General features: G+C 69.7%; 13 protein-coding genes. 10 read left to right on the top strand and 3 right to left on the bottom strand.

Translation table 11 applies throughout. From position 1 onward, the window contains the following. Positions 1-405 precede the first annotated feature (405 nt). Together gatC and gatA are read left to right on the top strand one after the other, a co-directional pair. Positions 406-705 (top strand): Asp-tRNA(Asn)/Glu-tRNA(Gln) amidotransferase subunit GatC, encoded by a 300-nt coding sequence (gene gatC / locus F4561_RS21845; protein WP_184581224.1) that lies wholly within the window; start codon positions 406-408, stop codon positions 703-705. After that, the gene (gatA, locus tag F4561_RS21840; RefSeq protein ID WP_184581223.1) at positions 705-2,207 is read left to right on the top strand and encodes an Asp-tRNA(Asn)/Glu-tRNA(Gln) amidotransferase subunit GatA; all 1,503 of its coding nucleotides are present in this window, start codon (positions 705-707) and stop codon (positions 2,205-2,207) included. The genes gatC and gatA overlap by 1 nt, the downstream gene beginning before the upstream one ends. A gap of 386 nt (positions 2,208-2,593) precedes the next feature. Here the strand turns inward: gatA and F4561_RS21835 are convergent, their stop codons facing one another. Beyond that, the gene (locus tag F4561_RS21835; protein ID WP_246437253.1) at positions 2,594-3,805 is read right to left on the bottom strand and encodes a thioester domain-containing protein; all 1,212 of its coding nucleotides are present in this window, start codon (positions 3,803-3,805) and stop codon (positions 2,594-2,596) included. A gap of 725 nt (positions 3,806-4,530) precedes the next feature. Between F4561_RS21835 and gatB the strand changes: the two genes are divergently transcribed. From gatB to F4561_RS21795, 8 genes are all read left to right on the top strand, one after another. Next, entirely contained in the window at positions 4,531-6,078 is a 1,548-nt protein-coding gene (gatB, locus tag F4561_RS21830) for an Asp-tRNA(Asn)/Glu-tRNA(Gln) amidotransferase subunit GatB (RefSeq protein ID WP_184581222.1), read from the top strand. Between the two features lie 328 nt (positions 6,079-6,406). Beyond that, entirely contained in the window at positions 6,407-9,115 is a 2,709-nt protein-coding gene (locus tag F4561_RS21825) for a putative bifunctional diguanylate cyclase/phosphodiesterase (RefSeq protein ID WP_184581221.1), read from the top strand. An 833-nt stretch (positions 9,116-9,948) separates the two neighbouring features. Further along, positions 9,949-11,709, top strand: coding sequence for an acetolactate synthase large subunit (locus F4561_RS21820; protein WP_184581220.1), 1,761 nt, complete (start codon positions 9,949-9,951; stop codon positions 11,707-11,709). 19 nt (positions 11,710-11,728) lie between these two features. Next, the gene (gene ilvN, locus F4561_RS21815; RefSeq protein WP_184581219.1) at positions 11,729-12,253 is read left to right on the top strand and encodes an acetolactate synthase small subunit; all 525 of its coding nucleotides are present in this window, start codon (positions 11,729-11,731) and stop codon (positions 12,251-12,253) included. 112 nt (positions 12,254-12,365) lie between these two features. Continuing rightward, a complete protein-coding gene (gene ilvC / locus F4561_RS21810; protein ID WP_184581218.1) occupies positions 12,366-13,361 on the top strand; it encodes a ketol-acid reductoisomerase in 996 nt (331 codons plus the stop codon). Between the two features lie 241 nt (positions 13,362-13,602). Beyond that, a complete protein-coding gene (serA, locus tag F4561_RS21805) occupies positions 13,603-15,189 on the top strand; it encodes a phosphoglycerate dehydrogenase (RefSeq protein WP_184581217.1) in 1,587 nt (528 codons plus the stop codon). 606 nt (positions 15,190-15,795) lie between these two features. Further along, positions 15,796-16,860, top strand: coding sequence for a 3-isopropylmalate dehydrogenase (locus F4561_RS21800; RefSeq protein ID WP_184581216.1), 1,065 nt, complete (start codon positions 15,796-15,798; stop codon positions 16,858-16,860). A 235-nt stretch (positions 16,861-17,095) separates the two neighbouring features. Further along, complete coding sequence (locus tag F4561_RS21795; RefSeq protein WP_184581215.1) at positions 17,096-18,214, top strand: branched-chain amino acid aminotransferase; 1,119 nt, start codon at positions 17,096-17,098, stop codon at positions 18,212-18,214. Positions 18,215-18,484: 270 nt separating this feature from the next. On the opposite strand, the gene F4561_RS21790 is transcribed toward F4561_RS21795, so the two are convergent. Continuing rightward, complete coding sequence (locus tag F4561_RS21790; RefSeq protein ID WP_184581214.1) at positions 18,485-19,411, bottom strand: hypothetical protein; 927 nt, start codon at positions 19,409-19,411, stop codon at positions 18,485-18,487. After that, on the bottom strand, positions 19,369-19,950 hold the full coding sequence (locus tag F4561_RS21785; protein ID WP_184581213.1) for a DUF6114 domain-containing protein: 582 nt from the start codon (positions 19,948-19,950) through the stop codon (positions 19,369-19,371). The genes F4561_RS21790 and F4561_RS21785 overlap by 43 nt, the downstream gene beginning before the upstream one ends. Positions 19,951-19,960: the final 10 nt, after the last annotated feature.

Here is a 19,960-nt window from a genome sequence, read left to right as displayed (position 1 = left end):
TGCCCCCGTCGCGCGCCACCATCGGGCACCAGATCCGACTACCGCCAACCCGGGCCATCCGCCGCCGTCGCCGCCTCCGTTGGACGCCACGCCACGCACCTCCATCACCGATCTGGGCGGCGCTCACTCGCCGAGCCGAAAGCCGGCAACCAACGGCTCCCCAGCCGGCCCGCGAGCCCGCACGGCGCAGCGCGGGGTCGCGGGCGCGCGTAGGATTGAGGAGTCCGTCGCCAACGAGCCGTGCGCTCCGCACCGAGCACCCTCGGTCGGCCGTTCGGGGACCGGCGTCCCGGCGCCCCGCGAGCCGCTCGCGGAGCACCGTGGCGCGCCGCCTCCGGGGCACCGCTCCGGCGACCGGGGACACCGACCCGTCAAGAATGACCACCACGAAACGGTTTGCTATTCATGTCCGCCATCACCCGCGATGAGGTCGCGCACCTCGCCCGGTTGTCGCGGCTGGCGCTGCACGATGACGAGCTGGACCAGCTCGCCGCCCAGCTCGACGTGATCATCTCGGCCGTGGCGAAGGTGCAGGAGGTCGCCCAGGGCGACATTCCGCCCAGCTCGCACGCCCTGCCGCTGACCAATGTCTACCGGCCCGACGAGACCCACCAGGGGCTCGGCCCCGACCAGGCGCTGGCCGGTGCGCCCGCGGTGGAAGACCAGCGGTTCCGCGTGCCGCGGATCCTGGGGGAGGAGGCGTGATGGGCACCGAACTACTGCGTTCGACCGCCGCCGAGCTGGGCGCGGCCATCCGCGCCGGCGAGACCACCTCCGTCGCGGCGACCGAGGCGTACCTGGACCGCGTCACCGAGGTCGACGGCGAGGTGCGGGCATTCCTGCATGTTGACCGGGAGACCGCGCTGGAGCAGGCGCGGGCCGTCGACGCGCGGCTCGCCGCGGGCGAGGATCTCGGCCCGCTCGCGGGTGTGCCGATCGCGCACAAGGACGTCTTCACCACCACGGACATGCCCACCACCGCGGGATCGAAGATCCTGCAGGACTGGCGTCCGCCCTACGACGCCACGGTCACCGCCCGACTGCGCGCGGCCGGGTTGGTCATCCTGGGCAAGACCAACATGGACGAGTTCGCCATGGGCTCCTCCACGGAGAACTCCGCCTACGGGGCCAGCCGCAACCCGTGGGACCTGTCGCGCGTGCCCGGCGGCTCGTCCGGGGGGTCCTCGGCCGCCGTCGCCGCCTACGAGGCGCCGCTGGCCACCGGCACCGACACCGGCGGGTCGATCCGGCAGCCCGCGGCCGTGTGCGGCCTCGTCGGCGCCAAGCCGACCTACGGCGGGTCGTCGCGCTACGGCGTGATCGCGTTCGCCTCCTCGCTCGACACCCCCGGCCCGTTCGCGCGCAACGTGCTCGACACGGCCCTGCTGCACGAGGCGTTCTCCGGGCACGACCCGCACGACTCGACCTCCGTCGACGCCGCCGTCCCGCCCGTGGTCGACGCCGCCCGGCGCGCCGATGTCGAGGGGCTGCGTGTCGGTGTCGTCAAGGAGCTCGACGCCGAGGGCTACCAGCCGGGTGTGCTGCAGCGGTTCCACGAGGCGGTGGAGCTGCTGGAGGGCTTGGGCGCCAAGGTGGTCGAGGTGTCCTGCCCGAGCTTCGACACCGCCCTTGCGGCCTACTACCTGATCGCGCCGAGCGAGTGCTCCTCGAACCTGGCCCGGTTCGACGCCATGCGCTATGGGCTGCGGGTCGGCGACGACGGCACCCGCAGCGCCGAGGAGGTCATGTCGCTGACCCGGGCCGAGGGGTTCGGCCCGGAGGTCAAGCGCCGCATCATGCTGGGCACCTACGCGCTGTCCAGTGGCTACTACGACGCCTACTACGGGTCGGCGCAGCAGGTGCGCACGCTCATCAAGCGCGATTTCGACGCCGCGTTCGGCGGGGTGGACGTCCTGGTCTCGCCGACGACGCCCACCACGGCGTTCTCGGTCGGCGAGCGCGCCTCGGACCCCATGGCGATGTACCTGGCCGACCTGTGCACCATCCCGACCAACCTGGCCGGCAACGCAGCCCTGTCCGTTCCGTGCGGTCTCGCGCCCGAGGACGGCCTCCCGGTCGGGCTGCAGATCATGGCGCCGGTGCTGGCCGACGACCGCACGTACCGGGTCGGCGCCGCGGTCGAGGCGGCGCTCAACAGCCAGCGCGGCTCGGAGCTGCTGAGCGGAACCGCGTTCGCCGTGCACTAGTCTCCGTTGGTCTTGCGGATTCGTTCCCTCATCGTGCTGTCGAGTTTCGGTGTTTTGGGGTGGGGATTGGAGACCGCCCGGTTGGCCCGATGCCCACCGCCCATAGAACCCGAGTGATGCGGTAATGGGGTGACGCGCCCCTGGGGTGTGGCGCGGGGGTGAAGCCCACCTGAGGGGTGCCCCATTGCCGCGGCTTCCCGGTTCCCGGTGTGGCCCCGTTGCTGTACTCCGCGTGGGTCAGGCGGGAGAGCCACGGAACTCCACCGCGCTGCGAAGGAACGAAGTCCGCACGATCGCCGCACGGAAAAAGGGCGGCCGCCACCGTGTGACCACGGTGGCGGCCGCCCCTCGTTGCTGGGCCGGGAGTCGACCGGCGCTGGCGGGGTCTAGCCCTCCAGCGTGGCGGTACGGCGCTTGCGGCTCAGGAAGATCGCGGCGGCACCGGTGCCCAGCGCGATGACGGCGGCGATGATCAGCCCGGTCAGGGCGGTACCCGTCACGGGCAGGCCACCCTCGTCCTCGTCCTTCTCGGGAGCCGCCGGCTTCTCGTTGGCGTCGCTCGGCTCGGGCTCGGGCTCGGGCTCCTCGGACGGCTCGGGCTCGGGCTCCTCGGACGGCTCCGGCTTGTCAGAGGGCTCCGGCTCGGGCTCGCCGGCCCGCTCCCAGGAGACCCAGGCGCCGCTCTCCACCGTGGCCTCGCCGGACTCGGCGGTGATCAGCGTCTGGGTGGCCTTCTCGTCGTCGAGCCCCTTGTACAGCAGGCCGGCGTTCACGTCGGTGCTCACCGAGCCCGTGACGGTGGCCTTGCCGGAGTCGGAGTCCTCCGGGACCTTCACGGTGAACTGGTCGCCGTCGCCGGCGCTGTCAACCGGTTCGCCGGACTCCAGGTCGACCAGCTCGACGCCTTCAGGGGCTTCGAGGTCCAGCGGGACGGAGTCGGCGGAGGTCTCGACGGTGAACTTGCCGACGGTCGAGCCGGCCTCACCCTCGTGGTCCTCGACCGTGATCTCCAGCGACTGGTCGGGCTCCTCGGTCTGCGGCAGCTCCTCGGCGTTCTCGGTCAGGTAGTCGTAGACCTGCTCGACCTTCGGGTCGTTCTTGCCCTCGAGCTTGACGCCGTTGCTGAAGTGCCAGATGGCGGCCTGGGTGCCGCCCATGGCCTCCTTGTCGTTGAGGCCGTCGATGCCGGCTTCGTCGGCGAGGGTCTCAGCCTCAACGCTGGGGTAGGAGTTCTGCAGAATCCAGTGGACCTTGGCCGGCTCCGCGAAGTCGCCCTTGCCCGGGTAGTTCGACCAGGTGTCTTCCTGGTAACTGGCCTTGTCCTTGATGCTGGTCTCGAAGTCGATGCAGTAGGTCTGCAGCACCGTGCCGTCGTTGAGTTCCAGATTGAACAGGCTCGTTGTGACTTTGCCCTGGTCAGTGGAGACCTTCGGGCCGTTGAGCGCATTGCCGACGTAGGTCCCGTCGGCCTCGTCGGCGAGTGCCGGACTGGCCGCGAAACCGAAGGCGAGGAGTGCGGCGGTGGTGGCGCCGACGACAGTGGTCAGCCCGCGGGCGACACGGCGCTTGGGGGAGTGGGGGAATGTAGTTTTGTTCAAGTTCGTTCCCGGTAGATACTCGAAAGGGACCGGATGAGTTGCTCGCCCACCTCAACGGGCGAGATTCGGGTGTCCACCCGAGAGACGGCGCACGCATTCCCGTCCTGCCACGTGCGGGTCTCGGTGCGGTGATCGGCCACAAAGGACGCTGGACGTGCCCGCGGTGGCGCATTGCGGCAATCGTCACAGGACTGGCGTTCCTGTTGTGGCGCGGCGCAAAGGTTACTGCCGCATCGCCAGATCCTAGCGCCCCAATTCCGGACTTCCAACCGTTCGACCGGAAATGGCGAAGATCGTTTCCGGTGTTCCGTTATGCGTGCCGTTGACCAGCGAGTCCGTTGCGTTTTCCCTGAGAGAGGGAGGTCACCCGTTCCCCTCCAATCGTTACCGATCTCATGTAAACCAGTACGGAGATTCCGGATTGAGGACCGAAATTAGGGGGTGAGCGGCGGGAACGACCAGCGGCCGGGACGTCCCGGACCTCGCGGACCCGCCCCGTGCTCCTCTTCGCACGCGAGGCCGGTGCGCCGTGGCCGGGCGCACGGTGGTTGCCTTATGGCGCGATGGCCTTGGGCCGTCCCCGACGTCGGTAGTCTTGCGTAAGGTGCCCGTGTTCGGCCCGTTGGCTGGCCAAGGGCACGGATCGAACATCATGGGCGTCCCCGCTGGCCGGTCAGCGCCGGCCCCGGTGGGGCGCTTCGGACACGGAAACGGATTGTGCGGCGATGGTTGGCGCGGTAACGAGAGGCTCTGCCCCGAGCGGAGGTCCGGCACCGGTGGCCTATGACGACGTTGTGCGCAGGTACGAGCCGGTGCTCGGGCTGGAGACGCACGTCGAGTTGGGGACCGCCTCGAAGATGTTCTGCTCCTGCTCGACCGTGTTCGGTGGTGAGCCCAACACCCAGGTCTGCCCGGTGTGCCTGGCCCTGCCGGGCGCGCTTCCGGTGGTCAACGGCATGGCGGTGGAGAGCGCCATCCGGCTGGGTCTCGCCCTGAACTGCTCCATCGCCTCGTGGTGCCGCTTCGCCCGGAAGAACTACTTCTACCCGGACATGCCGAAGAACTACCAGATCTCGCAGTACGACGAGCCGCTGTGCACCGACGGGCACCTCGACATCACCGTCGAGTCGCCCGACGGCCCCCGCGAGATCCGGGTCGGGATCGAGCGTGTCCACATGGAGGAGGACACCGGAAAGACCGCGCACGTGGGCGGGGCGACCGGGCGGATCCACGGCGCCGACTACTCCATCGTCGACTACAACCGGGCCGGCATCCCGCTGCTCGAAATCGTGACCAAGCCGATCGAGCACACCGAGGAGCTGGCCCCGGAGGTGGCCCGCGCCTACGTCCGCGAGCTGCGCGACCTCGTCCGCGCACTGGGCATTTCCGATGTCCGGATGGAAGAGGGCTCGCTGCGCTGCGACGTCAATGTCTCCCTGATGCCCCGTGGCGGGAGCGAGTGGGGCACCCGCAGCGAGACCAAGAACGTCAACTCGCTGCGCTCGGTCGAACGGGCCGTGCGGCACGAGATGGAACGCCACGCCGGCGTCCTGGACGCCGGAGAGCGCGTGCTCCAGGAAACCCGCCACTTCCAGGAGGACAGCGGCATCACGGTGTCGGGCCGCAGCAAGGAGGAGGCGCAGGACTACCGCTACTTCCCCGACCCCGACCTGGTGCCGGTCGCGCCGAGCACCGAATGGGTCGAGGAGCTGCGCGCGAGCCTGCCCGAACTGCCCGCTGCGAAGCGCGACCGGATCCAGACCGAGTGGCAGCTCTCCGACGAGGAGCTGCGCGACCTGGTCAACGCCGACGCCATCGACCTGGTCGCCGCGACCGTGGACGCTGGAGCGCCGCCGGCCGAGGCCCGCAAGTGGTGGCTCAACGAGCTCTCCCGCCGCGCCACCGAGACCGAGGTCCAGCTGTCCGACCTGCCGATCACGCCCGCGCAGGTGGCCAGGGTGATCGCGCTCGTCGCGGAAGGTAGCCTCACCAACAAGTTGGCGCGCCAGGTGGTCGATGGTGTGCTCAGCGGCGAGGGGGAGCCCGACGAGGTCGTGGACGCCCGCGGTCTCAAGGTCGTCAGCGACGACTCCGCGTTGGGGGCCGCGGTCGACGCCGCGATCGCCGACAATCCCGACGTCGCCGAGAAGATCCGCGGTGGCAAGGTCGCCGCTGCCGGAGCCTTGGTGGGCGTTGTGATGAAGGCCACCCGCGGTCAGGCCGACGCCGGCCGTGCCCGCGAGTTGATCCTGGAGCGGCTCGGCGCGAGCTGATCCGGAGATTGCGGCGAACACGGAGGGTAGCCGTGTTGTCGCCTTGTCTCTGCCAGGTCTCTATCCCAGCGTGACATTGCGCCAATAACCTGGCAGTTCAGGTGCGCCACGGCGATTGGCGGTCGAGGAGCCGGCAGAGGGATCCCGGGCGCGACGGCGAACGCGCAGGGGATGGCACGATGCCCGAGCGCCGTCCCGTGGGTCATCGACCCGCTCGCCGGAGTCCGAACAGCAGGCCGCCATTGACCGGAAGGGTGCCCATGTACATGGTCGGCACTATTCGACTGGCACCCTGGTACGCGCGGAGTGCGCATCTCGGGGCGCCACGATGATCAGGAACGACACTCGCGTCTGGCTGGGCGGCATTCTGGTGCTGACCCTGGTCTACGCCGCGGGGACGATGGTCGACGGCGGTGAGATCTCGCTCACCACGCAGCTCGGAAGCTGGCCGGTGGCCATCGCGTCCGGGGCGGCGGCCGCGTCGTTGCTGTACTCGGCGCGCCGCCGCGCCGCGACCGTGGCGGACACCGACGCCGACGTCGCCGGGGCCGACACCACCGGCGCGCTCCGCTACCTGGGTTTCGCCGCGCTCGCCTGGTGCTTGGGCGCGGTCATCTCCTCGGTCACCGGGCTGCTCAGCGCCAGTGCCGCGTTGTCACTGACCTTCGGGGACCTGTTCGCGCTCTTCGCCCTGCCGCTGTTCGTCCTCGGGTTCACCCGGTTCGCGCCGCTGCCGAGTGGGCTGCGCCCGGCGGTGCGCCACCTGACCGACAGCTACGTGTGCGCGGCCGCGCTGTTCGCCGTGGTGTGGGTGCTGGTCTTCGCGCCGCTCTACAGCGAACTGGAAGAGAGCGCGGGCCTGCTGGGGTTCGCGCTGGTCTACCCGGTGGCCGATATCGCGGTGCTGTGCCTGCTGGCTCCGCTGGTGTTCACTTCCCCGCACAGCACGCGCCGCGCTGTGCTGCTCGCGATCGGCGCGTTCTTCATCATCTGCGGCGCGGACCTCATCGGCGCGGTCACCCGGCTGCTCGGCACCCCCCTCGCCGGGGGCATCGAGTATCCGGTCCGGCTGCTCGGTTTCGCGCTACTCGGCAGCCTGCCGTGGCTGATCCGCGAGCGCGCCGGGGCGGAGCCGCGCCGGATCACCGGTCGCGGGCTGTACCGGTTCGCCCCCGAGATCGCCGCGGCGGGCGCGCTGTGCGTGGCCACGGTCATCCTGACCATCGCCGCGCTGCGCATCGACGGCGTGGCGGCGGTGCTTCCGCTGGCGTCGGGTTCGGCGGTGGTGGTGCTCGTGGTGCGGGTGGTCGGCATGCTGGAGGAGAACGCCACCCTGACGCGCATGGTCATCATGCGCGAACGCCACTTCCACGAGCTGGCCCGCAACAGTGGCGACGTCATCCTGATCCTGGACTACGACGGCCGGGTCTTCTACATCAGTCCCGGCGCGGCCGAGACCTTCGGCTACCGGCTGGACGACATCCTCGCCGAGCCGGTCACCGCACTGGTCCACCCCGAGGACCTGCCCAACGTGACCGCGGCGATGTCGGAGTTCACGCAGGGCGCCAAGGAGGGCATCCACCTGCGCGTGCGGATCCGCGCGGGCGACGGCACCTGGCGGCACATCGAGGCCACCGCCTCGCTGTACGAGCAGCCGGGAGAGCCCGACCGCCTTCTGGTGACCACGCGCGACATCAGTGCCCAAGTGGCGCTGGAGGACCAGGTCAACCACCTGACGTTCCACGACGGCATCACCGGGCTGCCCAACCGCGCCTACGTCGAGGAGCGCGCCCGCGAGGTCCTCACCCGGCGCGAGCGCGCGGGCGCGCCGCCCGGCGAGGTCGCCGCGATCTTCCTCGACCTCGACGGCTTCACCGCCGTCAACGACTCCGCGGGACACACGTTCGGCGACTACCTGCTCGCGCAGGCGGCCCGCAGGCTGCGCGGCACCACCGGTTCCGGGGTCACTCTGGCGCGGTGGGGCGGCGACGAGTTCGCGGTGCTCATCGAGGAGAGCTCCGGCCCCCAGCAGGTGGTCGACCAGGCCGAACGGCTGTCGCGGGTGGTCAGCGCCGAGCCGTTCCAGGTGGCCGATCGCGAGGTGGTGCTCACCGCGAGTGCCGGGGTGGCGTTCGCCGAGCAGGGGATGGACAGCGGCGAGCTGCTGCGCAACGCCGACATGGCCATGGCCCGCGCCAAGGAGCACGGCGGCGCCGGCCGGCTGGAGATCTACGCCGCGCACATGCACGCCAAGGTGGTGTCGCGGCTGGAGCTGCAGACCGAGCTGCGCCAGGCGCTGGCCGACGGCGAGTTCGTCCTGGAGTACCAGCCCGTGGTGGACCTGGCGAGTTCCCGGGTCACGGCCGTCGAGGCGCTGGTGCGCTGGCAGCACGAGGAGGAGCTGGTCCCGCCGGGCGAGTTCATCGGGCCCGCCGAGGAGTCGGGACTGATCACCCCCCTGGGCGAGTGGATCCTGCGCGAGGCGTGCGAGAAGGTCGCGTTGTGGCGCGCGTCGGATTGGGACATCGGGTTGTCGGTGAACCTGTCGGTGAAGCAGATCCTCTCGCCGAGGTTCGTCGAGACCGTGGCGGGTGTACTCGCGGAGAGTGGGCTGCCCGCCGATGTGCTGACCATGGAGGTCGACGAGGAGGTGCTGCTGGAGGACCCCGGCGAGGCCGTCGGGCGGCTCTCCCAGCTGCGCCAGCTCGGGGTGCGCCTGGCCATCGACGACTTCGGCATGGGCTACGCGTCGCTGGCGCACCTGCGGGAGCTGCGGGTCGACGCGATCAAGATCGACCCGTCGTTCGTCCGCGATATCGGCTCCGACGGCACGGTCACGCTGCTTACCCACACCATCATCCGGCTCGGCCAGGACCTCGGAATGCAGGTCATCGCCGAGGGCATCGAGGCCCCGGAGCAGTTGGAGCAACTGCGCTCGATGGGATGCGGGCACGGCCAGGGCTTCCTGGTGGCCCGCCCCATGGTCGCCTCGGGGGTCGAGGCGCTCGTGGGAGGCGAGGCCGGGATCCCGCTCTAGTAGTACTTCGTTGGGTGTGCGGCGGGCGGCGAGGGCCGGTGGGTGGCCCGGTCCGCGAGGGGCGCGGCTGGTGCCTGGTGGTGGCGGCCCCGACGGGGGCGGCGAGGACAGCGGATGGCCAGGTCTGTGGTGGTCGGTTCTGGTTCCTGGTGGTTGCGTGGCCAACGGGGCGGCGGCGACTGGTGGTGGGGTCCAGCGGGGTGTCCGTGGTGTCGTTCTCGGTGCTGGGGCGTATCGAGGGTGACTGTGGGGACGTTCTCGGCGTTGAGTGTGTCCGTACGGTCAGTTTCGGCGCGGCGTTAGCCCTCGCGTGCCCGCTATGCCCTGATTGTGAGTTTTCTGGCCAACGAACCCGTACCGAGCACCACCCACCCGGGCCATCCGGCGTCTTCGCTGCCGCGTTGGGCGTGCCACCGGCGGGCACGCGCACCGATTTGCGCGGGCTGGGTCACTCACCGGCCTTCGCTGCTCTCGTTGGGTGTGGTACCGGCGGGCATCCGTACCGATTCGCGCCCACCCGGGCCATCCGGCGTCTTCGCCGCCCCGTTCCTCGCTCCCCCGCCTCCGGACCCGCAGAACCCCGGCGGCGCCCGACCCACACTCTGATCGCGTTGTCTCAAATCGTGAGACAGAATCGGGTTTAAGTTGACGCGGCACAACACACTGGGCCATCGTTAGCATCGTGCAGAGCAACTTCCTCATTCTCGTACTTGGTCGGCGCGCAGCCAGCTGACCGAGCTAGTGCTGCGCGCCCCCCTCAACCGCATCGCGGTGGGGGGTTTTTTGTTGTCAGGCACATGTGATTTCCACGATCTCTTTCGAAGGATCAAGTGATGACCGAGCAGATGACCGGAGCCCAGTCGCTCATCAGGTCGCTGGAGCATGTCGGCGTCGACGTGGTGTTCGGGATCCCGGGCGGGGCGATCCTGCCCGCCTACGATCCCCTATTCGACTCCACCCGGGTACGCCACATCCTTATGCGGCACGAGCAGGGCGCCGGTCACGCCGCCGAGGGCTACGCCTACGCGACCGGCCGTCCCGGGGTCTGCATCGCGACCAGCGGCCCGGGGGCGACCAACCTCGTCACCCCGCTCGCTGACGCGCACATGGACTCCGTGCCGATGGTGGCGATCACCGGGCAGGTGGCCTCCCCGGCGATCGGCACCGACGCGTTCCAGGAAGCCGACATCTGCGGCATCACGATGCCGATCACCAAGCACAACTACCTGGTCCGCAACGCCGACGAGATCCCGCGCATCATCGCCGAGGCGTTCCACGTCGCCTCGACCGGGCGCCCGGGGCCGGTGCTGGTCGACATCGCCAAGGACGCGCTGCAGGCGCAGACCGTCTTCGACTGGCCCGAACGCCTGGACATGGCCGGCTACCGGCCCGTCACCAAACCCCACGGCAAGCAGGTCCGCGAGGCCGCGCGGATGATCGCCGAGGCACAGCGACCGGTCCTCTACGTCGGCGGCGGCGTGCTCAAGGCCGGCGCCTCCCAGGAACTGCGGGTCCTGGCCGAGCTCACCGGGCTGCCCGTGGTTACCACCCTGATGGCGCGGGGCGCGTTCCCCGACAGCCACCCGCAGCACCTGGGGATGCCGGGCATGCACGGAACCGTCGCCGCGGTGGGCTCGCTGCAGAAGGCCGACCTGATGGTGGCGCTCGGCGCGCGCTTCGACGACCGTGTCACCGGCAAGCTCGACAGTTTCGCCCCCGACGCCAAGATCGTGCACGCCGACGTCGACCCGGCCGAGATCTCCAAGAACCGGCACGCCGACGTCCCGATCGTGGGCGACTGCCGGGAGGTCATCGCCGACCTCGTCGTCGCCGTCCGCGCCGACCAGACCAACGGGCGCACGGGCGACTACGCGGACTGGTGGTCCCAGCTCGACCGGCTGCGCACCACCTACCCGCTGGGCTTCGAGGAGGCCCCCGAAGATGGCCTGTCCCCCCAGCACGTCATCAAGCGGCTGGGGGAGATCGCGGGCCCCGACGCCACCTATGTCACCGGGGTCGGCCAGCACCAGATGTGGGCGTCGCAGTTCATCGACTACGAGAAGCCCGGAACGTTCGTCAACTCCGGCGGGCTCGGCACCATGGGGTTCGCCGTCCCCGCGGCGCTCGGGGCGCAGGCCGCCGACCCCGGCCGCACGGTCTGGGCCATCGACGGCGACGGCTGCTTCCAGATGACCAACCAGGAGCTCGCGACCTGCGCGGTCGAGGGCATCCCGATCAAGGTCGCGGTCATCAACAACGGCAACCTCGGCATGGTGCGGCAGTGGCAGACACTCTTCTACGAGAGCCGCTACTCCAACACCGATCTGCAGACCGCACCCAAGGACACCAAGGTGCGCATCCCCGACTTCGCGCGGCTCTCGGAGGCGTACGGTTGTGTCGGACTGCGCTGTGACCGCGCCGAGGATGTCGACGCCACAATCGAGAAGGCCATGGCGATCAACGACGCCCCGGTCGTGATCGACTTCTCGGTGAACCACGACGCGATGGTCTGGCCCATGGTCGGACCCGGCGTCAGCAACGACAAGATCCAGTACGCGCGCGACATAGCGCCCGAGTGGGACGACGAGGACTAGGGAAGGGCAACGTTTCACGATGAGCCAGCACACGCTTTCCGTCCTCGTGGAGGACACGCCGGGGATCCTCGCCAGGGCCTCATCGCTGTTCTCCCGCCGCGGGTTCAACATCAACTCGCTCAGTGTCAGCACGACCGAGTACGAAGGTCTGTCCCGCATGACGATCGTGGTCAACTGCGACCGCCACCCTCTGGAGCAGGTGACCAAACAGCTCAACAAGCTGGTGAACGTCGTCAAGATCGTCGAGATGGACAACGACTCGTCGGTGCGCAGGGAACTCCTGCTCGCGAAGGTCAAGGCCGACGCCAGCAGCCGCCCGCAGGTCATCCAGACGGCCGAGCTGTTCCGGGCCAACGTGGTCGACGTACACCCCGACGTCGTCGTCATCGAGGCCACCGGCCGGCCCGAGAAGCTCGACTCGCTGGTGCGCAACCTGGAGCCGTTCGGCATCAAGGAGCTGGTCAAGTCCGGGCTCGTCGCGTTGGGGCGGGGGCCGAGGTCGATCACCGATCGGTCGCTCCGCGCGGTCGAACGCAGCGCGTGACCCACGGCCGGACGCGGGTTGTGCCGCGGACGCCCGGCCGAACCGACATCCGCGCCGCACCGGCCCAACCGCCGTGCGGTGCCGCTGAAGAAGGACTAAGGAGTAAGCCGAAGTGGCAGCACAGATGTACTACGACGCCGACGCGGACCTGAGCTTCGTACAGGAGCGCAAGGTCGCCGTCATCGGATACGGCAGCCAGGGACACGCGCACGCGCTGTCGCTCCGGGATTCGGGGGTCGACGTGCGCGTGGGCCTGTCCGAGGGGTCGAAGAGCCGCGCCACGGCCGAGGAGGAGGGCCTGCGTGTCGTGACGCCGGCGGAGGCGGCCCAGGAGGCCGACCTCATCATGATCCTGGTGCCCGACCACATCCACCGGGACCTCTACGCCAACGAGATCGCCCCGCACCTCAAGCCGGGCGACGCGCTCTTCGTCGGCCACGGGTTCAGCATCCGGTACGGCCTGATCCAGCCGCCCGCCGACGTCGACGTCGCCATGGTCGCCCCCAAGGGCCCGGGCCACCTGGTCCGGCGCCAGTTCGAGGTGGGCCAGGGTGTGCCCGTGCTCGTCGCCGTCGAGCAGGACGCCACCGGCAAGGCGTGGGACCTGGTGCTCTCGTACGCCAAGGGCATCGGCGGCGCCCGCGCCGGCGCGCTGCGGACCACGTTCACCGAGGAGACCGAGACCGACCTGTTCGGTGAGCAGGCGGTGCTCTGCGGCGGGCTGTCCGAGCTGATCAAGGCCGGGTTCACGACGCTGACCGAAGCCGGCTACCAGCCCGAGGTGGCCTACTTCGAGTGCCTGCACGAGGTGAAGCTCATCGTCGACCTGATGTACGAGGGCGGCATCTCCAAGATGTACTGGTCGGTGTCGGACAACGCCGAGTACGGCGGCTACACCCGGGGCTCCCGCGTCATCACCGAGCAGACCCGCGAGGAGATGCGCAAGATCCTGTCGGAGGTGCGCGACGGCACCTACGCGAAGGAGCTGGTGAGCGAGTTCGACTCCGGGCGGCCGAACTTCCTCAAGCATCGCGAGGCCGAGCAGAACGAGCCGATCGAGAAGGTCGGCGCCGAGCTGCGCCCGCTGATGAGCTGGCTGAAGAGCTGACCCACGCGCGAGTCAAGGGCCCGGGCGGACCTCCACACGGTCCGCCCGGGCCTTTGTCCGTGTACCCGATCTGAACTGGGAATACGGCGGGGCTTCGCGGGCGTGCGCCCCCCTCTTCATTTACGCAACCCCTCTGCGCAGTAGACTTTCCTTGGCCCTGGAGGCCCGACGAATAGTTCTGGAGTTCGCCCAAGGCCGCCGCGACCGCGGCCAAAGTCGCAACCCATATAAGGATCTAGCTGTGCCGAAGCCCTCCGTACTTGTCGCGGAAGAACTCTCGCCCGCCGGAATCGCGCTGCTTGAGGAGAGTTTTGACGTCCGCCGTGCTGACGGAAGTGACCGCTCCCAACTGCTGTCCGCTCTCGCTGATGTCGATGCCCTGATCGTGCGTAGCGCGACCAAGGTCGACTCCGAGGCCCTCGCGGCGGCGCCCAAACTGCAGGTGGTGGCGCGCGCGGGCGTGGGGCTGGACAACGTCGACCTCGACGCGGCGACGAAGGCCGGGGTGCTCGTCGTGAACGCACCCACCTCCAACATCGTGAGTGCCGCCGAGCAGGCCATCAACCTGCTGCTGGCCTCGGCGCGGCACACCGCCCCCGCGCACAACGCGCTCGTCAACGGCGAGTGGAAGCGTTCCAAATACACCGGTGTGGAGCTCTACGACAAGACCATCGGTGTTGTCGGCCTGGGGCGGATCGGCGCGCTGGTCGCGCAGCGGCTCGCGTCCTTCGGGACCCGGGTTGTCGCCTACGACCCGTTCGTGCAGCCGTCCCGCGCCGCGCAGATGGGCGTGGAGGTCGTCAGCCTGGACGAGCTGCTGGCCAGCAGCGACTTCATCACGATCCACCTGCCGAAGAACAAGGACACGCTCGGCCTGATCGGCGACGAGGCGCTGTCGAAGGTGAAGCCGAACGTCCGCATCATCAACGCCGCCCGGGGCGGCATCCTCGACGAGGACGCCCTGTACCGGGCCCTGAAGGAGGGGCGCGTCGCGGGCGCCGGCATCGACGTCTGGACCAAGGAGCCCTGCACCGACAGCCCGCTCTTCGAGTTCGAGAACGTCGTCGTGGCCCCGCACCTGGGCGCCAGCACCGAGGAGGCGCAGGAGAAGGCCGGTACCCAGGTCGCCCGCTCGGTTCGGCTCGCGCTGTCCGGGGAGTTCGTCCCTGACGCGGTGAACGTTCAGGGCGGCGCGGTGGCCGAGGAGATCAAGCCGGCGCTGCCGCTCACCGAGAAGCTCGGCCGGATCTTCACCTCGCTGGCCCAGGGCGTGGCCACCCAGGTCGAGGTCGTGGTCCGCGGTGATATCGCCGTGCACGACGTCAAGGTGGTGGAGCTGGCCGCGCTGAAGGGCGTCTTCAGCGACGTCACCGAGGACACGGTGACGTTCGTGAACGCCCCGCTGTTGGCCAAGGAGCGCGGCGTCGAGGTCACCCTCTCCACCAGCGATGACAACTCGGACTGGCGCAACCTGGTGTGCGTGCGGGGCATCCTGCCGGATGGCCAGCGCGTGTCCGTATCGGGCACGCTCACCGGCCCGCGTCACTACGAGAAGCTGGTCGAGATCAACGGGTACGAGATGGAGATCCCGATCAGCTCGCACATGGCGTTCTTCTCCTACGATGACCGCCCCGGCATCGTCGGGAAGGTCGGCGCGCTGCTCGGCGAGGCCCAGATCAACATCGCCGGCATGCAGGTGAGCCGGGACCAGCAGGGCGGCCGGGCGCTCATCACGTTGACGGTCGACTCCGCCATCCCGGACGAGACCCTCGAAGTGATCTCCGGCGAGATCGCCTCGGCCAGGACCCGCCAGGTCGACCTGGAATAGTCCCCGCGCTTCCGCGGAGTCCGCTGAAGGGCCGCCCATGCGCACGGCGCGCGGGCGGCCCTTCAGCGTTCGCGCTGGCCGGGGGGGTTGAGTGGCCGGATAGTTGGACTTCCGATAGTCTTGGGACCCACGGTGTCGGGACAACGACGAACGACACCCGCACGCACGAGCGCCGCCCCCACACTGATCTGGCGAGAGCGGCGGTCCTCCCGGCAGGCGACCCCGCCGGAGTCCGTGCGTGGCCATACCCGCATCGCAGACCGGAGTGTTCCGGAGTACCGCCACACGCGTGCCGGACGCTGCCGTCGCCCGTTCGTTTCCGGCCCATTCGGGCGCGCTCGGGCTCACCCGGGCTCGAACACCGTGCCACGCGAAGGATCGCCCATGTACGAGACCACCCCGGCTCCGGCCGAAGAAGAAGACGAAGCCACCCGTGCCGTGCAGATCGCGTTGGACCGTCGTGACAACGGCGGCGCCGCGGGTCGCTAGGCTTGGCACGACTACTTTCGCTCATCTCGAATGCGAGATACCGGGTGTCGGCGTCCGTGCGGACGCCGACACCCGTGAGCGCCGAGACCACTGTTGAGATTGGGGCTGGGCTGTTCCATGGCTGCTCGCACCGTTAAGTTGGCTGTCATCCCTGGCGACGGCATCGGGCCCGAGGTGGTCGCGGAAGGGCTGAAGGTCCTGTCCGCGGCCGCGTCGAAACACGACGTCGCCCTCGACACCACCGAGTACGAGCTCGGTGCCCGGCGATGGCACGCCACCGGTGAGACGCTGCCCGATTCGGTCGAGGACGAGCTCCGCTCCTACGAGGCCATCCTGCTGGGGGCCGTCGGCGACCCCTCGGTGCCCAGCGGGGTCCTGGAGCGCGGCCTGCTGCTCCGGCTGCGGTTCGCCTTCTCGCACTACGTGAACCTGCGCCCGGTGCGGCTCTACCCGGGCGTGTCCACGCCGCTCGCCGCGCCCGAGGCCGACGACATCGACATGCTCGTGGTCCGCGAGGGCACTGAGGGGCCCTACGCGGGGATGGGCGGCGTGCTGCGCAAGGGCACGCCCGGCGAGATCGCCACCCAGGACAGCGTCAACACCCGCTTCGGCGTGGAGCGCGTGGTTCGCTACGCGTTCGAGAAAGCCAACGCGCGCCCGCGCGCCAAGCTCACCCTCGTGCACAAGGACAACGTGCTGACTTTCGCCGGTGAGCTGTGGCAGCGCGTCGTGCGCGAGGTCGGCGCCGAGTACCCGCGGGTCTCGGTGGACTACTGCCACGTCGACGCCGCCACCATGTTCTTCGTGTCGCAGCCGGAGCGCTTCGACGTCGTGGTGACCGACAACCTGTTCGGCGACATCATCACCGACCTCGGCGCCGCCATCGCCGGCGGGATCGGTCTGGCCGCGAGCGGCAACATCAACCCCGAGAACGACTTCCCCAGCATGTTCGAACCGGTGCACGGATCCGCGCCGGACATCACCGGCCAAGGGAAGGCCGATCCCACGGCCACGGTCCTCTCGTCGGCCATCATGCTGGAGCACCTCGGTCTGAGCGCCGCGGCGAGCCAGGTCGAGCAGGCGGTGGCCGAGGACCTGAACGCGCGGGTGAAGGACGGCAGCGAGCGGTCCACCACCCAGATCGGCGACGACATAGCGAGTCGAGTAGCCGAGCAGGGCTGAGATCGCCTGTCTCGGCCCTGCTGACCTCACGAGGCGCGGCCGAGGCGGACACGGGACCCGGGTTTGCCAGCGGGCGTGCCACCGGCGCGCCCGCTGGCCGTTTCTTCGGCGGCGCGCTGCCCCAGTCATCCCCATCCGACCACCGTGCTATGGCCCGGGTGTGTCGTTTCCGTCACACTTGATCGTGAGCCGGCAGCGCTGCCGGCCCGGTGTATCCGAGAGGACCGAAGAACCTATGAACAGCAGCACCACCACAAGCGGGTTGACGTTCGACGTCCAGCTCTCGTCCCAGCGGAAGACCCCGCAGGAACGCGATGCCCTACTGGACAATCCGGGGTTCGGCACCGTCTTCACCGACCACATGGTCACCATCCGCTACACGGAAGGCAAAGGCTGGCACGACGCCCAGCTCGAACCGTACGGTCCCGTCACACTCGATCCGGCCACCGCGTCTCTGCACTACGCCCAGGAGATCTTCGAGGGGCTGAAGGCCTACCGGCACCCCGACGGCACCATCGCGTGCTTCCGGCCCGAGGCCAACGCGGCCCGGTTCAACCGCAGCGCCCGCCGTATGGCCATGCCCGAGCTGCCCGAGGAGCTCTTCACCGGCGCCCTCGAGACGCTGCTCCAGCACGACGCCGAGTGGGTTCCCAGCCAGGAGAACAGCAGCCTCTACCTGCGTCCGTTCATGTTCGCCACCGATGTCGGGCTCGGGGTGAACAACCCGTCCCGGAGCTACCTCTTCATGCTGATCGCCTCCCCGTCGGGGGCGTACTTCTCGGGAGGGGTCAAGCCGGTCACGGTCTGGCTCAGCGAGGACTACACGCGTGCCGCCCCCGGCGGTACCGGCGAGGCCAAGTTCGCCGGTAACTACGCCGCGAGCTTCCTCGCCCAGGCGCAGGCCGTCGAGCAGGGGTGCGACCAGGTCGTCTGGCTCGACGCCGTCGAGCACCGTTGGGTCGAGGAGATGGGCGGGATGAACCTGTTCTTCGTCTTCGGCTCCGGCGATGACGCCCAGCTCATGACGCCCGCGCTCACCGGGACACTGCTTCCCGGCATCACCCGCGACTCCCTGCTCAAGCTCGCGCCCGAGCTGGGTTTCCGAACCGAGGAGGGCCGGATCAGCACCGACCGCTGGCGCGAGGCCGCCACCAGCGGCGAGCTGACCGAGGTCTTCGCCTGCGGTACCGCCGCCGTCATCACCCCTGTCGGACACGTCCGGGGCCCCGGGGGAGAGTTCACGATCGGCGACGGCACTCCCGGCCCGATCACCATGCGCCTCCGCGAGGATCTGGTGGCGCTGCAGTACGGCACCCGTCCCGACACCCACGGCTGGGTGCGGAAGGTCGTCTGAGCGCGCCTCACCCGGCCCGCACCGTCGGGTGGACCGGCCCCACAAACCGCACGGGGAGCCGGGTACGCCCGTTTCGATCGTGCTCCCGGTGTCGTGACCCCCCGCCGATCACGCCGTGATCGGCGGGGAGACACTGCTTCGGGGCGTTACGCCCACCGCCCAACGGCGCGATCGTGCGGTCTCGTCACCGGACGCGCCCTCGTCGCGGGCGTGGTCGCCTCACCCGGTCGGGTGGGTCCGGCGCGGCGGGGCCGGCCGGACCCATTGGGGTCACTCGGTGATGGTCACCGGCTGGTCGGGGTCGGTCTCGTTGGCGATGGTGTAGGTGGACGTGAACACGCCGTCGTGCTCGCCCCCGTCCGGGCAGCCGAAGTTGCTCTCGGTGACGTCGACGGGGACGGATTCGCCGTCGAACACCAGTTGGCCGTCACCCTCCTGCCAGGTGCCGGTGAGGGGGGCCGGTTCGTCGCCCGGGTTTACCTCGATCTCGCAGGAGGAGAGCCCGGAAATGTTCACCGTCAGCGAGCCCGGCTCGCCCGCCGGCGGGATGAACAGCGTGATTGTGGACGGGTCGCCGTTCTGGGCCTCGATCTCCCACGTTCCCGGGGCGGTGGTGATGTCGGCCGATGTCAGTGGAACCCCCACCACCTCGCAGTCCTCGAACACCGGGGCGGAGAGCACTCCGGAGACCGGGCCGTCGGGGTTGTGGTTGTCGTCTTCCTCGGGGATCTGGTTCACGTCCGCTGGGTCGTCCTCGCCGCGCAAGGATTCCGACGTGTCGCAGGAGACCGTGGAGCCGTCGACCTCGAAGGTCCCGGCGCCGTCCTGGGTGGCGCTCAGGTAGTGACCGGCCGGTTCGATGGTGGTGGACGTCTGCTGCGCCTGGGCGGGGCTGGCACTGAGGAGCACCAGGGCGCCGACAGCAGCTGCGGAGGCCACGGCGGCGAGCCGCGGTACTGATCGGCGAACGTGGTCGGTGATGTTGTACATCGTGTCCTCCAACGTGGGGCCGGCCCGCGAGGGCCGGTATCGAAACGGCCGGCGGCGCTGCCGGCCGTTGACGTGTCCCGCCCGGGAACGCGAGACGTTTCCGGGCGGGATCGCTGCCGGCCCGGTGACGCGGTGGGGAAGTGCCGCGACGCCCGGCCGGTACGTCACGTCCCAGACGTCGGGCTGGGACTGGATGGGCGTGGCCACTGCTCCCCGTCGTGCTCCGCGGGCTCATCCAGCGGGCCACCTGGGGGACCGAGGGCCGTGCTCGCAGTGTTGGTGTTGGTGCTGGCGTCGGGCGTGCCGGCGGGCGGAGCGGTGGCGTCGGCGCGGCGTCGACCCCGGCGTCGCGCCGGCCGTGCCCCGGGGGCCCACGCGAAGGTGAGCCCCGACCCGGCCAGGACCAGCAGTGCCCCGATGAACAGGCCACCGAGGTTGGACAACACCAGCGACCCCAGGGCGCAGATGCCGCCGAGGAGACCGGTGATGGTGTGCTGCTGTGGGGTGAACCAGGTGATGGCGCCCAGGGAGATGACGAAGAGGGCCAGCATGTAGGTCGGCACGCCGGGGAGCGCCACACCGGCGACCCCGATCTCCAACGGCCCAAGGGGCAGGAGCGCCAGCTCAACACCACCGGTGATCATCAGGAGCCCACCCCAGAACGGGCGGCTGCGGCGCCACCGTCGCCAGCGCAGCCACATACGCACCGGCAGGCTCCGACGACGCGTGGGGGATTGGTCGGCCACGAGGGCTCCT

It is taken from the genome of Lipingzhangella halophila, from assembly GCF_014203805.1.
Taxonomy (GTDB): Bacteria; Actinomycetota; Actinomycetes; order Streptosporangiales; family Streptosporangiaceae; genus Lipingzhangella; species Lipingzhangella halophila.
Note: the sequence above shows the minus strand (reverse complement) of the source record. Positions and strands in the feature narration are given on the sequence as shown.